This is a genomic window from Cohnella sp. GCM10012308, assembly GCF_042649185.1.
Taxonomy (GTDB): Bacteria; Bacillota; Bacilli; order Paenibacillales; family Paenibacillaceae; genus Cohnella.
Window position 1 is genome coordinate 192,923 of record NZ_JBHRYU010000003.1, and the last position, 14,443, is coordinate 207,365.

Here is a 14,443-nt window from a genome sequence, read left to right on the forward strand (position 1 = left end):
GACTTATCCTTCTTGAAGAAAGGCGTTCGCGGCTAAATAAAGACTAAGCGCTGCAAGCGCGAAGAAGACGATGAACAGCTGCCGGTTGCTCCGAAGCCGGGCGCCCCACAAGCCAAAGAAAACGGCCGCGGACAGCTTGGCCCAGCCCTCGTAAAACGACTCGTCTCCGAACGACGAGCCGCTAAAAATAATCGAAGCGAGCAAAGCCGCCGGAGCCGAAATCTTGAACCATAGCGGTTGCATGAGATAAAAACGGTAAATAAACTTCAGTCGCTGCATGATGTCGCTTGCCCCTTTCTCATAAAACCTTACTAATAGCATATCGGCGCTTTACTTCTGCGAATGAACGGCATGAGCCGAAGGAGCGCCGGCGCACAAAAAAAGATGCGCGAACTTTAGCCGTCCAGGGGGAAGCTTCGTCAGGCGCCGATCCCCCCTTTTCTTAATGAAGTCTTAAAGAAAACGCCGCTTTGCGGAGTCGAATGTTCCTACCGGACGCACGGTCTTGATATGATAGAAAAGCAAGCTACGAAGCGGAGTGTGATGACGCATGGACCCGATCCTGATCGTTGACGACGAGCCCGGCATTCGAGAGCTGATCCGTCTGCATATGAAGCGCGCTGGCTGGGAGACGCTCGAAGCGCCGTCCGGACGGCTGGCGATCGATACGGTTCGCGACCGACATGTCGGCTTATTGATTCTGGATCTGATGATGGACGACGGCGACGGCTTCGAGGTACTTCGCTATATGCGGGAAAACCGGCCCGAGACGCTGATCGTCGCGCTCAGCGCGAGGCGGGAGATCCAGGACAAGATCGAGGTGCTCGGCCTTGGCGCGGACGACTACGTCACCAAGCCGTTCAGCCCGATGGAGCTGGTCGCCCGGGTGCAGGCCCACATTCGGAGACGCTATCCCCAAGCCTCGCGAAGTCCCGAGACGCTCCGGCTGAACAAGCTGGCGCTCGACGTGGACAACTTTACGCTTCACAACGACGGCGTCCGGCACGACCTGACGCCGGTCGAATGCGATCTCCTGCAATTTCTCATGCGCAACCCGGACCGCGTCCTGACCAAGCGGGAGATCTATCGGCAGATCTGGCAGCACGACAATTACGACGACAACAATCTGAGCGTCTATATCAGCCGGATTCGCAAAATGCTGGAAAGCGAAGCCGGCTCCTCAAACCATCTGCAAAGCATTCGCGGCGTCGGTTACCGTTTTTCGGGGGACGGCCGATGAAAAATCGCACCAAGCTGTGGCTCGTCGTCTTGCTCAGCGTCGCGGGCAGCATCGTTTTGTTTCTTACGGTCTCTACGCTGACGGGGAAAGTCTGGAATAAAGGGTACAGCCTGAAGATGCTGGACGCGATCTCCGAAAATACGCTGTCCGCGATCGAGCGGCAGGACGCATACGGCGGAAGCGAGGCGCGCCGGCTGCTGGACGAGGCGCACGACGCGAATCCCGACGTTCGTCTGGAATGGGTCGCGCCGGACGGAACGACGCTTTACGATACCGCGGGACTGTCGAAGCGGTATGACTTCCCGCAGCTCGCCGGGCGAATCGCGAACATGCCCGACCGCCTCTGGAGCGGATCGGATACTCCGACGCTTGTCTATCCCGCCGCCGACGGCAGCCGATCCTATTACCTGCTGCTGAGCGTGCCGAGCGAAGCGATGAAGCAGGGCCAGCTTTTCTTCTATTTGCGCTCGAACAAAGCGTTGGCCGCCTTTGTCCTGCCGCTGCTGCTGGCAGTGCTGCTGCCGTACCTGCTGTCTCTCTGGTTTTTCTCGTCGACCAACCGTCGCATCGGCCGGCTCAACGGCGCGCTGAAGCTGGTCGGGCTTCGCACCGAGCCGGTCATGCTGAAGGATGCCGCCAGGGACGAGATCGGCCAGCTGACCCGGCACTACAACGCGATGGCCGAGCGGCTGCGGAGCCAGGCGTCGCAGATCGAGCAGTTCGAAGCGCGGCGCCGGCTGCTGCTGTCGAACCTCTCCCATGACCTGCGCACGCCGCTGACGATGATCCTCGGCTACGCGGAGACGATCCGCGCTGGCGCCTATAAGGACGAGGGCGAGCTTCAGGCCGGCGCCAAGGTCATCCTGCAGCGGTCGCGCTACATGGACAAGCTGCTCGATCAGCTGCTCGACATCGCGCGTCCCGAGGGCGACGCGTTCGAGCTGCATCCCGCGCCGCACAACCTGTCCGAGCTGATGCGCAAGCTCGCGGCCGAATACATGCTGTTCCTGGACGGCAAGAGCTTCGACATGGAGGCGGACATTCCCGACGAGGACGTCTTCGCCGTGATCGACGCCCCGCTCGTCGAGCGTGCGCTGCGCAACTTGTTGGACAATGCGTTGCGGTACGGTGAAGAAGGGCGTTATTTAAGAATCGGACTTGCCGAGAAAGAGGCGGAGGTGCGCATCGCCGTCGCCGATCGGGGCAGCGGAATCGCGCCCGGGGATCGCGAGCGCGTCTTCGAGCGATTCTATCGCGCCGACGGCGGGCGGAAGGGCGACGGTCTCGGCATCGGGCTGTCGATCGTCAGGGAGATCGCCGAGTCGCATGGCGGCAGCGCGCGGCTGCTCGACGCGAGCGGCGGAGAGACCGTTTTTGAGATCAGGCTGCCGAAGCACGCTAGCGCGTAGCCTGCCGCCTCGGCGCGCCTCTTGGTTTGCTCGGGACCCGATTGAATGGTCAGAAAGCAGTTAATCTGGTCCGGGGAGAGTGTCCAACGCAAATTTTTGCTCGGGGTCCGATTTAGTGGTCAGAAAGCAGTTAATCTGGTCCGGGGAGCGGGGCCGGCGCAAATTTTGGCTCGGGGTCCGATTTAGTGGTCAGAAGGCAGTTAATCTGATCCTAGGGAGGGTGCCCAACGCAAATTTTTGCTCAGGTTCTAATTTAACGGTCAGAAGGCAGTTAATCTGGTACTGGGGAGGGTATTCGGTACAAATAGTTGTTGAAAGGCATTTAATAGGGTCGCCTGGGGTTCCCAGGGGCAATTTTTTGGAATTTACCTGCCTTCCAGCAACTATCCGACGGCAAATCGCATTTCCGCCGAAAATAGCTGCCTTTTAACAACTGTTGGTCCCCGGCTTTAAATCGGCCAGGCGCTCGCTCCGTTAATCGCAACCGCCAACAGACATCATCAACCATCAACCATCAACCGACAATCGCTGCGACCAACCGCCGCTCACCACCACCACCACCACCGGCCGCGTTCCTACTTAGGTACAACTTTGGCTGGCGTTGCTTATAAAGCGTCTAGGAATTCCTAAACAGGAACAAGTCCAGCCGGCCTTGCGCATGGAGGATTGGGAGTTCCTAAACAGGAACAAGTCCAGCCGGCCTTGCGCATGGAGGATTGGGAGTTCCTAATCAGGAACAAGTCCGGCCGGCCTTGCGCATGGAGGATTGGGAGTTCCTAATCAGGAACAAGTCCGGCCGGCCTTGCGCATGGAGGCTTGGGAGTTCCTAAACAGGAACAAGTCCAGCCGGCCTTGCGCATGGAGGATTGGAAGTTCCTAATCAGGAACAAGTCCGGCCGGCCTGGCTTATGGAGGTGAAGTTCCTAAGCAGCAACAACTTCGGCCAATCATGCGTACGATGTGTCTAGGTGCTCCTAAGTAGTAACCCCGACCGCCAATCGCTGCGATCAACCGCCGCTCACTGCTCACCACTCACCGCCAACCACTATCTCCGATTGATCCGAACGCGGCGCGTCCGGCGCCAAGGCCAAGCGGCTCGGCTGGCAGCCGCGAATTGCCGACTGGCGAGAGGCCTTTGCCGCGAAGCTTGCCAAATTTCTAACGCATTGCATTTAAGGACCGGGCGGGCCAACCGCCCGGATTTTTGCGCTCGCCTAAGTTAAACAGGCAGCTGCGCCAGCAGCATGCCGCCTGCCGCGCCGGCCAGAACGACGACCCACGGCGGCAGCTTCCAAAAGGCCAGCAGCAGGAACAGCAGGAGCGCCAAAGCCGCGTCCGCCGGCCTCGCGACGGCCGTCGTCCACAGCGGATCGTACAGCGCCGCCAACAGGATGCCGACGACAGCCGCGTTGATCCCGGTTAACGCGCCGCGAACGCTAGGACTGCCTCGGAGCGCGTTCCAGAACGGAAGCGCGCCGACGACGAGCAGGAAAGCCGGCAGGAAGATGGCGGCCACGGCGATCGCCGCGCCTCCGATGCCGCCTGCCATCGTCCCGAGGTAGGCGGCAAAAGTAAACAGCGGCCCCGGTACTGCCTGCGCCGCGCCGTAGCCCGCCGAGAAGTCCGCCTGGCTCACCCAGCCCGATGGCACGACGACGCGCTCAAGCAGCGGGAGCACGACATGCCCGCCGCCGAGGACCAGCGCGCCCGACCGGTAGAAGCCGTCGAACATCGCCAGCCAGCGGGCATCGCCGAAGCTCCGGAGCAGCGGCAGGCCCGCCAGCAGAATCGCAAAAAGCGCGAGACAAACGCCGGCGCCGAAGCGTCCGACAGGAATGCGCAGATCGGGCGCCTCTTCCCTCGACAGTTCCTGGCGGTAGATCCGCCACCCGATGAAACCTGCCGCGACGATAATAAGCGCCTGAGTGTAGACCGACGGCCACATCAAGACGCCCGCCGCCGCCAGGACCGCTACCGTCGCCCTGCCTCGGTCCGGCGCGAGCTGCCGCCTCATGCCGGTCACCGCCTGGGCCACGATCGCGACGGCGACAAGCTGGAGTCCATGAACCCATCCCGAACTGCCGATGTCGTATCCGCGTACAAAATAGGCAAACGCGACGAGCGCGACGACGGACGGCAAGGTGAAGCCCAGCCAGGCTGCGAGACCCCCAAGCAGGCCCGCACGCGATACGCCGATGCCGATGCCGACCTGGCTGCTGGCCGGCCCCGGGAGCAGCTGGCACAAGGCCACCAGATCGGCGTAGCTCCGTTCGTCCATCCATTTTCGCCGGCGCACGTATTCTTCATGAAAGTAGCCCAGATGGGCGATCGGCCTCCGAAGGAGGTCAGGCCCAGCTTGGTCGATACGGCCAGTACCGCCAGCAACTCGCCGAGCTTCCCTTTTCGATATGGCCCCGTAACCTCTTGCCGATTCGATAGCATGACGTCTATTAACTCCTTGCAGTGATTTACTTTTATTTATAACACGCGATTGTTGTCCCTGTGTTGCCTCCCCGGTCTCCCGATCAAAGCGATAGCCTTACCGTGACGCTGAAAAGTAAAATCCGCCTCCTGCGTACAGGAAAGCGGATTTTTATCATCGTATTATTCCAAGTTAAGATGCCGCAGCTTATCCGGATTTCGCAGCAGATACATCTCCTGCACGCGGTCGTCCTTGAACGCCAAGCTGACGAGCGTAGGATAAGGTTCGAGCGGGCTGGTCAGCCAGAAACCAAGCTGCCCGTTAATCTTGACAAGCCGCACCTCGCCCAGCCCGCCGCCTTTCGATATGAGTCCCTGGATAAACGCGAGTACGCGCGCGCTCGACGTAATCGGCCTAACCGCTGCCATGACTTTGCCGCCCCCGTCGCTGTACAGCACGATATCCTCGGCGAGCAACGCGAGGAGCCCCTTCATGTCGCCGGAGGCCGTCGCATGAAGGAAGCGAAGCACGAGCTGCTCGCATCTTTCGCTTGATGCCGGCTCCGCGGCCGGCTCTTCCTGGATTTTTCGCTTGAGACGGCTGTAGATCTTGCGGCAGCCGATCTCCGTCCTGTCTACGAAATCTGCGATGTCGCGATAGTCATACTCGAAAGCCTCGCGGAGAATAAACACCGCGCGTTCGATCGGCGTCAGCCGGTCGAGCAGGACGAGAAAGGCATACGATATCGTATCCTCGAGCAAAACGGTCTGCAGGGGATCCCGTCCCGCCGCAGCGTTTTGGGCAGCCGCATAATTTTCCACGAGCGGTTCCGGCAGCCAGGGTCCGACGTACACTTCCCTTTTACGGCGCGCGGACTTCAGGTGGTCGAGACAGCGGTTCGTAACGATTTTGCACAGATATGCCTTTAAATTAAGGATCGGCCCGCCTCGCTGATCCGTATCCTGCTGCTGAACCGTGACGAAGGCATCCTGGACGAGATCCTCGGCCTGCGCGACCGAGCCGAGCATGCGATACGCGAGGGAAAGAAGCAGCGGTTTGTACGTCCGGTACGCGGCATCAAGCTCCACGATGCATCCCTTCCTTGACTGTGTCCTTACCGGCAATTATACATCGGGCCGCCTCCCGTGCGCTCGCCAGAGATGCATTGAGCAGCATGCCGGAGGCGCCGACCCAATCCCCTGCTACGTACAGCCCCGGCCGCCCATGGACGGCAGGCCCGGGCCTGCCGGAGAGGCCGCCGCTCGCGGCGTCTACGACCGCATGGGAGACGAGCATACGCGGCAGAAAACGGCGCTGCACGACATGCCTGCGCCAGCCCGGCTGGATGAGGTCGAGGAAGCCCTCCAGCTCTCTCTCGTCTTGCGCGGGATCCGTCTCCTGCGAAGCTGGCAAATACTTCATGACGTGCACGACCTCGCGCGCGGGATTGTCGGAGAGCGAAGCGACGGCCGAATGGTTGGAATAGTACCACGGATAATCGGCGCCAAGCACGAACCGGGTCTTGGGCTGGGGCATGCCGGATACGACGAGATCCAGACACGCGGCGCGGACCGGGACCAGGCGCTCGTATACTGCGGCTTCCGCAGCGGTCAGCGCGGGATTGAGCAGCGCCAACGTCTCCGCAGGCCCTGCGGTGGAGATCACGTGGCGAGCGGTCAGCGCCGTTCCGTCCTTGAGCTCGATCCTCATGTCGGGGGCGCTGCCGCCGATCTCCCGCGCAAGCGAGCGTGCGCGAATCGACACGCCTGCTTGCTGCGCCTGTTCCGTCAGTCGGTTCACGAGAGACTGCCAGCCGCCATCCACGTACATGACTTGGGCCTGGCCAAGCTGCTCGATGACGGCGCCGGCGCTCGCCAGCTGCGGGGCGTCGCAATACGTGGCTACGCGAACAAGCGCGAGCACGGCGCTGCGCACGCGCGGGCTGCTAAGCTCGGACGCCAGGTAATCCTGCAGGGTGACGCTATGCAGGGCGGCGGTGTCGATCTTTCGGAGCTTGCTGTAGAAACGAAGCAGCTGGGTTTTCTCGTGCCACTTCAGGAACGAGCCGAGCAAGAGTTGTCCTAGCGGGAGCACCTTGTTGCTGCCGTCCGCTTGCTTGTACACGAACGCGCCGGTCGTCTTGGGCGTTCCTCCCGCCGGCTCGACCCCGACCTCCCGCAGGATGGGCAGCGCGCTTTTGTACAACGCATGCCCGCCCAGGTTGACGCGCGACTCCGCAATCTCGTTCGACGCCGCGCGTCCTCCGGGATTCGCGCCCTTGTCGAGCACCAACACGCTTTGGCCCGCCCGCGCCAGGTAGATCGAAGCCGTCAATCCGGCGATGCCTCCTCCGATGATGACAACGTCCCATTCCTTCCGATCGTCTCTTTGCGTCATGCTTGATCCATCCTCTCCGGTCTGATGGCTACATGACGATGAAGGGATCGGATTTGTGACACGGATGCTCCGGTTACGCTTTACGGCGCGGCCTCGAGCGCCTCGGCGGCGGCTTTAGCGCCTTTTTGCGCTTTGCGGCGCGGCCCGCTTAAAGCTCCAGCCGGAACGCCATGACCGTGATCCCATCGTCCGCGGGCTGGAAATCGTATTGCGGAAGCCGCTCGAATCCCAGCTTCTCGTACAGCTGGCGCGCATCCTGCATGAACTCGCCGGTATGCAGGCCGACCGCCCGGTAGCCGGCGTCGCGGGCGCGGCGAATGCATTCGGCGATCAGCGCCGATGCGGCGCCCTTCCCGCGGTATGCCGGGGCTACCGCCAGCATGCGGATCTCCGGATAATCCTGCTTGCCGGCATGCCCCTCATAGACATCCGACTCCGCCGGGAACAGCGCGACGCTTCCTGCGATCTGTCCGTCCACCTCGGCGACCATCAACTGAACGCCCGGCCGGGCGTCCGCTTCGGAACCGATCGCTTGGGACAGCGCCCGCCAGTGGGCGGCGGGGATCGACTGTGCGTGCTCGCTGTAGGCATTCAGCCGCTGCTCCCGGATTAAACCTCGCTCTTCAGGCGCGGCGTCACGTATATGCATTTTTTCGAATCCTCCTTATTCAGTTACGTACGAGAAACTTCTCTTCCCGGCCGCTCAGCCGTTGCCGATCGTGCGGGGTCTCCCAGACCGCGAGATCCGGCCCTTTCGGCAAAATGCTCACTTCCTGCTTGTCCGTCGCGATGGTGATCGACAGATGGTAATGGCGCTTGATCGCGTCAAAATCGGTCGTATCGCCGAAGCCCGGCGTCTGGTACAAGTCTCGGGCGTAGCCCCACAAATGCTCGAACTCGCGAAGCAGATTGCGGTTGGTCCGGAAGGCCGTATAGTACGCCGCATCAAACCGGGCAAGCGTCGTATAAAGACGTACGTCGGAGTCCGTGATGAAGTCCCCGTTCAGGAATCGGCTGCGCGCCAGGCGCTGCTCGAGCTCGTCCAAACGCGCGAACAAGGTGTCGTAGGCCGCGTCGTAAGCTTCCTGGGAATGAGCGAAGCCGCATTTGTATACGCCATTGTTGATGTCATGGAAGATGGCCTCGTTGAGGGCGTCGATCTGCCCGCGCTGAGCCTCGGGATACAGATCCGGTGCATTCGGTTTGTGAAAAGGCGCCCAGACCGTCTCGAAATAGTTGGTCAGCTTGAAATAATCGTTGTTCGCCACCGCTTGCCGCTTCACGTCCACGACTGCCGGAACCGTCGGCCTGCCTTCGTAAGCCGGATCCGTCTGCAGATAGATGTCGCTGACATACTGTATGCCCAGCACGGGATCGATGCCGTCCGGATCGAGCGAGAATTCCCAATCTACGCGCGCCAGCCTCGGACGCATCGGGCTCACGGTCCCCAGGCTGATCGTTCCCTCGAGCCCGAGCACGCGGCGGACGATCACGGAGCGGTGCGCCCACGGACAGGCCGCCGACCACAGGAGGCGGTATCTTCCCGCTTCAACGGGCAGCTCGTCCGCCCCCTCCCCGAATGGCGTCGTAAACCGGTTGACTTGACGCTTGAACGAACCGTCCTTCGTAATCTCGGCCGGCTTGCTGCCGGCTTGTTCGCTTGCGGACATGGGCTTCATTCCTTTGCTGGTGGGATTGTATTTCTATTGTAGCTGATGCCGTATAAAAAGGCCCGCGCGCACCTAGCTGCTTGCAGACCGGTGCTTTACCGCGAAATAGAAAACCCTCGGCAGCTCGTTTAAAAGTGCCAAGGGAATTGAACCATAGATAAGCAGAAATACTCGCTGGATATTTTATAAAGAAACCGCATATAACGTCGCACTGCCGCCAAATCCGCCAAAGCCGCCGAATCCGCCGTTCGCCCCGCCGCCGCCGGCATCGGACTGCGCGGTGCCGCCGCTCGACGACGACTGCCATTCGGAAGCCGGAATCTCCGTGCCATGCTGCTGAATCCACTGCGTGACCTCGGTACTGCCGCCCCGACCGCCGCCCATTCCGCCGCCGCCGACCAGGAAATAGGTCACTTCGCCTTTTGCCACCAACGCTTGCAGCTTGTCGGCCGTATAGACCTGGTCCGAACCGTTGAAGCCGTTCAAAATGACGACCGATTCGCCCTTGTCGATCATGTATGGTGCCGCTGTGCCGTAATCGGATACCGCCAGCAAATATTTTTGGCCCGTATTGTGCGCCTTCAGATAAGCGTAGAGTCCCTCGTCCACGCTGCCGGACGATTCGCCGCCGCCTTGCCCGCGCCCCGAGAATCCGCCGCCCTGCGGTCCGTTCGCCTCTCGGGACGAGCTTGGACCGACGATCGGCGTCATGCTGCTCACGCCGTACGTGATCGGCGTCAATGCCCAGTAGACGGGACCGACCAGCAGCGTCAGCAGCCCGGCGATCGCCCATATGCGGGCGGGACGCAGGTTTTCCCTCGTTCTCCAGACGATGAGCAGCGCCGTAACGATCACGCCGGCCAGCCCGATTCCTGCTGCCCATCCGCCCCCGATCGTTGCGTCGTACGGATGAACGATGTACCAGGCGAATACCGTCGTCGCCAAAATAGCCGCGGGGAACAGCCAGGACGTCCATGACACGCGATCTCTATAAGCCCGCCACATCTCGACGAAGCCCGCTCCGGCCAGCGCGGCGATCGGCGGCGCGAGCATGATCAGATAATATTGGTGGAAAAAACCTGCGACGCTGAAGAATGCCGCCGCCGGGAGCAGCCAAGACAGCCAGAAAATCGTTTCCTTGTGCTTGTCTGTCCATCGCCGCCTGCGAATGCTGCCAAGCAGGCCGACCGAACCGATGAGCGCGAACGGAATGAGCCAGCTGGCCTGATCGGACAGCGAGGATTGGAACAAGCGCAGCGGCCCCGCCTGGCCTGTTCCGAACATGCCGCCGCTGCGGCCGCCGTTAGGACCGCCGGATCCGCCGGGACCGCCAAAGCCGCCGCCATCCTGCCGGAAGCCCCCGCCAAAGCCGCCTGTGCCGCCGCCTTGCGGAGCGCCCCGGAAGCCGCCGCCGTCTTGTTGGCCGGGCGCCTGATCTTGCCCGTCCGCTTGGCCTTGCTCCGGCGCCTGGCTCGGCGTCTGGCTTATATCCGTTCCTTGGCCCTGGCCAAACCTTTGGTTCTGACCGCCTGCAGGGAAGCCGCCGCCGTTCCTGAAGTTCGACGCACCGCCGCCGCCCTGCCCGCGGTCTCCTGTCAACCGGGACACGCCGTTGTAGCCGAATGCCAGGTTGAGGACCGAATTCGTGCCGCTGCTGCCGATAAATGGCCGTTTGTCCGCGGGGATCGCGTCGACGACCACCGCCCAGGACACCGAGACGACCAACATCGTCGCCGTAGCGCCGGCCAGAATTCCCGTTTTCTTTTTCCACGAACGCGATGACGCGATCCAGTAGAACAAGTAAAAGGCCGGGAGCACCATATACGCTTGCAGCATCTTCATGTTGAATCCAACGCCGACAACCGCAAAAGCGCCCAAGACGCTCCAAGCGCTTCCTTTCCGCACGCCGCGGAAAAGCAAGGCAGCGGCAAGCAGCAAGGTGAATACGAGCATGCTGTCGATGTTGTTCGTACGGCTGACGGCCACCGCGATCGGCGTGCAGGCCATGACAAGGGCGCCGATCAGCGCCGCAGCTCTGCCGAAGGTCGGCTTGACCAGCTTGTACACGAGCAGCACCGAACCTATGCCCGCCAGTGCCTGAGGCAGAATCACGCTCCAGCCGTGAAGTCCGAATAGCTTGGCGCTGATCGTCTGGATCCAGAATACGACAGGCGGCTTATCCACCGTGACCGAGCCCGCTGAGTCGAGCGATGCGTAGAAGAAATTATGCAAGTTCTCCATCATCGCCGCGACGGCCGTCGTATAGTAGGTATTGGCGTACTTGTCCGTCCAGATATTGAAGCCGTTTAAAAACGCGGACAACAAGACGATGAACGTCAGCGGAATATCGAATTTAGCCTTAACAGGAGCTCTCACGCGCTCGCCCCTCCTTTTCGCCATCACATCCTTTAACTATGGACATTGAAGTTAAGATGAACATTAAAACAAACTGAATGTTTTCTGAAAATCCAACGGTGCATGTGTGATCATGCCGCCCGGTTGTGTGAAAACAGAAAAAAATAGGCGCCTGTATATGACGAAAAACGCAATAGCGATGTGCCAGCGTCTTATCTCCGCGGAATCGGCGGTTCGCTACGAAATAGCGATGCGACAGCGTCTTATTTCGACTTGAATCGGCAATTCGCTACGAAATAGCGATGCGCCAGCGTCTTATTTCGGCGGAACCGGCAGTTTGCTACGAAATAGCGATACGACAGCGTCTTATTTCGACGGAATCGGCAATTCGCTACGAAATAGCGATGTGCCAGCGTCTTATTTCGGCGGAACCGGCAGTTTGCTACGAAATAGCGATGCGACAGCGTCTTATTTCGACGGAATCGGCAATTCGCTACGAAATAGCGATGTGCCAGCGTCTTATTTCAGCGGAACCGGCAGTTTGCTACGAAATAGCGATACGACAGCGTCTTATTTCGGCGGAACCCGCGGTTTGCTATGAAATAGCGATGTGCCAGCGTCTTATCTCGGCGGAAGCGGCGGCTCGCAACGAAATAACGATACGCCAGCGTCTTATCTCGGCGGAATCGGCGGTTCGCATGCCTGAAATAGAATGCAAAAAATGCAGCTAGTTTCTCCGAAAGAGGCCATCTCGCCCCGAACCGTCAGAATTAGCTGCATCATGTGCATTCAAATCGTATGTTTTCCTCAAACTGGAGAGATTTAAATGTGTTTTTACAGCGAATCGCGCTATGCTTGGCCGGCTGCCGACCAGCTCGACGTCCCGACCAATGCATCGGAACCGGAGGTACGATATGCTCACGCATTTGCTGCTGGTGGTGCTTGCGACTGGTATTTGCGATGGTGCTTGCAATGTTGCTTGCGAAATGATTCTTGCAATGGTGCTTACGAAATGATTCTTGCAATGGTGCTTGCGAAATGATTCTTGCAATGGTGTTTGCGCGTGATCCTTGCAATGGTGCTTGCGGCTGGCGGTTCCGTTTAGGCGTACCGCTTGTGCCCGGCGAGTGACGCTTCTTCCCCGTTACCCGCTCGCCTTGGCCTGATAGGACAGGAGCTTCCCGAACAAGCCGTCCCGCTCCTCGGAGAGCTGCGCGTATCCGCCGTGCTGAACGACCGCGCCGTTGTCCAGCACGATGATCTGGTCCGCGCCGCGGATCGTGGACAAGCGATGGGCGATGACGATGAGCGTCATCCTGCCCCGCAGCCGCTCGAGCGCTTCCTGAATGCCGGCCTCGCGCTCGCCGTCCAGGGCGCTGGTGGCTTCGTCCAGCACGAGGACGGACGGGTTGCGCAGGATCGCCCGCGCCAGCACGATCCGCTGCCGTTCGCCGCCGGAGAGACGGACTCCCCGGTCCCCCAAGATGGTATCGAGCCCTTCCGGCAATCTCTCGACGAACGCATCCGCCGCAGCGAAGCGAAGCGCTTCCCACATCTGCTCCTCGCCGGCGTCAGGCGCGGCGATCGCCAGATTGTCCCGCACGCTCTCGTGGAACAGGAAGGGGTCCTGCGAGACATAGCTGACGGACCGCCTTAATTCATACGCCTCGCTAGCGCCGAGCGGCTTGCCGTCCACGAGTACTTGCCCCCGCTCCGGCTGCACGAGTCCGATCAGCACATCGATCAAGGTACTCTTACCCGCGCCCGACCGGCCGACGACGGCCGTCATCCGATGCGCCGGGATGCGCAGGCTCACGGCTTGAAGGGCATAGGTCGCTTGCTCGCGATCGTATCGGTAGCATACGTCCCGAAGCTCGAAGCCCTGCGCCACGCGTACGGCTCCGCCTTCGGCAAGCCGGGCCGGCTCAAGTTCGGGCTCCTGCGCGTCTTCCGACGCCTGCTGCAGCTCCCTCAAATGCCTGAAGGCGGGAACCGTCTGTCCGATCTGCTCCAGATTGGACTGCAGCGCCGAAAATTTCGGCCACAGCCGCGAGAACACGAGAACGATAAAAATGAGGGTTTCGGCTTGAACATGAAGCACCGCGAAGGCAAAATAAACGAAAACGGCAATGAGGATGCTTGCGGCGGCCTTGTAATGGAACTGGGAGGCCGATTGCAGCCTGGTAAATTGAACGAGATTGCCCTCCAGTCGATCGCAAAGCGCGCGGAACCAGGACAAATGCTGCCGCTCCATCCGATTGCCCTTGATGTCTTTAATCCCGTTGAAGTGGTCGGTCATGCCCCCCACGTAACGCTGCATCAGCTCGGTCGTGTCCTTCCCGATCTCTCTCGACTTCCTCACCTGGGTCCGGGAGTACGCGGCGAGCGCCAGCCCGCACAGCAAGACGGCCAGCGTAAGCGGCGCGGACAGCCACAAGGCAAAGCCGATCTGAATCAGCGTAAAGAGCAAGGTCGTGGCGAGCCGCAGGCACATGAATACGCCGAAGCTCACCCGGGGCAGCTCGATCGTGGCATGGTGGATGAAGTCGGACCTTCTCCTTTTCAGAAAAAACGCCCAGTTCGATTGCAGTAAGCCCTGATAGAGCTCGAGTCTAAGGTGCCGGATAAAACCCTGCTCCAGCTCGGCGCTCAGATTGGACAACAGACGCTGGAGAAGCCCCTGCCCCAGCAGCAGAATGAGGAAAACGGCGAGCACGGCTGGCAATCTGAGCTCAGGAGACAAGCGCTGAAGCGGCTCCGCTGCGGCGGATAGCAGCGGGATGCCTCCCGAGGAGGCGTCCAGCAGCCCGATCAGGCCAAGCATCGGGGCCAGCAGGAAGATGCCGATCCCCTCCAGCATGCTGACGACGATCGTCCCCGCCAGATTCACATAAAGCTTGCGCCCGGCAAACGCGTGGAGCTTTTTGAGATAGTAGAGCATGGGCGCGAC

The 14,443-nt window shown here is 60.7% G+C and carries 9 protein-coding genes and 1 pseudogene; 2 read left to right on the plus strand and 8 right to left on the minus strand.

Annotation, left to right across the window (positions count from 1 at the left end; all coding sequences use genetic code 11):
• Window positions 1-3: 3 nt before the first annotated feature.
• On the minus strand, window positions 4-279 hold the full coding sequence (locus tag ACFOTD_RS06205; RefSeq protein WP_378116787.1) for a hypothetical protein: 276 nt from the start codon (window positions 277-279) through the stop codon (window positions 4-6).
• A gap of 271 nt (window positions 280-550) precedes the next feature.
• On the opposite strand from ACFOTD_RS06205, the gene ACFOTD_RS06210 reads away from it, so the two are divergent.
• Together ACFOTD_RS06210 and ACFOTD_RS06215 are read left to right on the plus strand one after the other, a co-directional pair.
• Entirely contained in the window at window positions 551-1,240 is a 690-nt protein-coding gene (locus ACFOTD_RS06210; protein WP_378116789.1) for a response regulator transcription factor, read from the plus strand.
• Complete coding sequence (locus ACFOTD_RS06215) at window positions 1,237-2,649, plus strand: ATP-binding protein (RefSeq protein ID WP_378116791.1); 1,413 nt, start codon at window positions 1,237-1,239, stop codon at window positions 2,647-2,649. The genes ACFOTD_RS06210 and ACFOTD_RS06215 overlap by 4 nt, the downstream gene beginning before the upstream one ends.
• Window positions 2,650-3,868: 1,219 nt before the next feature.
• Here the strand turns inward: ACFOTD_RS06215 and chrA are convergent.
• From chrA to ACFOTD_RS06250, 7 genes and pseudogenes are all read right to left on the minus strand, one after another.
• Window positions 3,869-5,091: pseudogene (gene chrA, locus ACFOTD_RS06220) on the minus strand (chromate efflux transporter).
• Between the two features lie 162 nt (window positions 5,092-5,253).
• Entirely contained in the window at window positions 5,254-6,159 is a 906-nt protein-coding gene (locus ACFOTD_RS06225; RefSeq protein ID WP_378116793.1) for an RNA polymerase sigma-70 factor, read from the minus strand.
• On the minus strand, window positions 6,149-7,468 hold the full coding sequence (locus tag ACFOTD_RS06230; RefSeq protein ID WP_378116795.1) for a phytoene desaturase family protein: 1,320 nt from the start codon (window positions 7,466-7,468) through the stop codon (window positions 6,149-6,151). Before ACFOTD_RS06230 ends, ACFOTD_RS06225 begins: the two co-directional genes overlap by 11 nt.
• Window positions 7,469-7,616: 148 nt before the next feature.
• Complete coding sequence (locus tag ACFOTD_RS06235; RefSeq protein ID WP_378116797.1) at window positions 7,617-8,117, minus strand: GNAT family N-acetyltransferase; 501 nt, start codon at window positions 8,115-8,117, stop codon at window positions 7,617-7,619.
• A 19-nt stretch (window positions 8,118-8,136) separates the two neighbouring features.
• On the minus strand, window positions 8,137-9,138 hold the full coding sequence (locus tag ACFOTD_RS06240) for a glutathione S-transferase family protein (RefSeq protein ID WP_378116799.1): 1,002 nt from the start codon (window positions 9,136-9,138) through the stop codon (window positions 8,137-8,139).
• 183 nt (window positions 9,139-9,321) lie between these two features.
• Window positions 9,322-11,538, minus strand: coding sequence for a glycosyltransferase family 39 protein (locus ACFOTD_RS06245; protein ID WP_378116801.1), 2,217 nt, complete (start codon window positions 11,536-11,538; stop codon window positions 9,322-9,324).
• 1,099 nt (window positions 11,539-12,637) lie between these two features.
• A complete protein-coding gene (locus tag ACFOTD_RS06250; RefSeq protein ID WP_378117068.1) occupies window positions 12,638-14,434 on the minus strand; it encodes an ABC transporter ATP-binding protein in 1,797 nt (598 codons plus the stop codon).
• Between the last annotated feature and the right edge of the window lie 9 nt (window positions 14,435-14,443).

Excerpts from the sequence above, each read along its gene's own strand:
- ACFOTD_RS06245 (WP_378116801.1), bottom strand. The coding sequence starts at position 11,538 with ATGGCGAAAAGGAGGGGCGAGCGCGTGAGAGCTCCTGTTAAGGCTAAA.
- ACFOTD_RS06250 (WP_378117068.1), bottom strand. The coding sequence starts at position 14,434 with ATGCTCTACTATCTCAAAAAGCTCCACGCGTTTGCCGGGCGCAAGCTT.
- ACFOTD_RS06215 (WP_378116791.1), top strand. The coding sequence starts at position 1,237 with ATGAAAAATCGCACCAAGCTGTGGCTCGTCGTCTTGCTCAGCGTCGCG.
- ACFOTD_RS06235 (WP_378116797.1), bottom strand. The coding sequence starts at position 8,117 with ATGCATATACGTGACGCCGCGCCTGAAGAGCGAGGTTTAATCCGGGAG.
- ACFOTD_RS06205 (WP_378116787.1), bottom strand. The coding sequence starts at position 279 with ATGCAGCGACTGAAGTTTATTTACCGTTTTTATCTCATGCAACCGCTA.
- ACFOTD_RS06230 (WP_378116795.1), bottom strand. The coding sequence starts at position 7,468 with ATGACGCAAAGAGACGATCGGAAGGAATGGGACGTTGTCATCATCGGA.
- ACFOTD_RS06210 (WP_378116789.1), top strand. The coding sequence starts at position 551 with ATGGACCCGATCCTGATCGTTGACGACGAGCCCGGCATTCGAGAGCTG.
- ACFOTD_RS06240 (WP_378116799.1), bottom strand. The coding sequence starts at position 9,138 with ATGTCCGCAAGCGAACAAGCCGGCAGCAAGCCGGCCGAGATTACGAAG.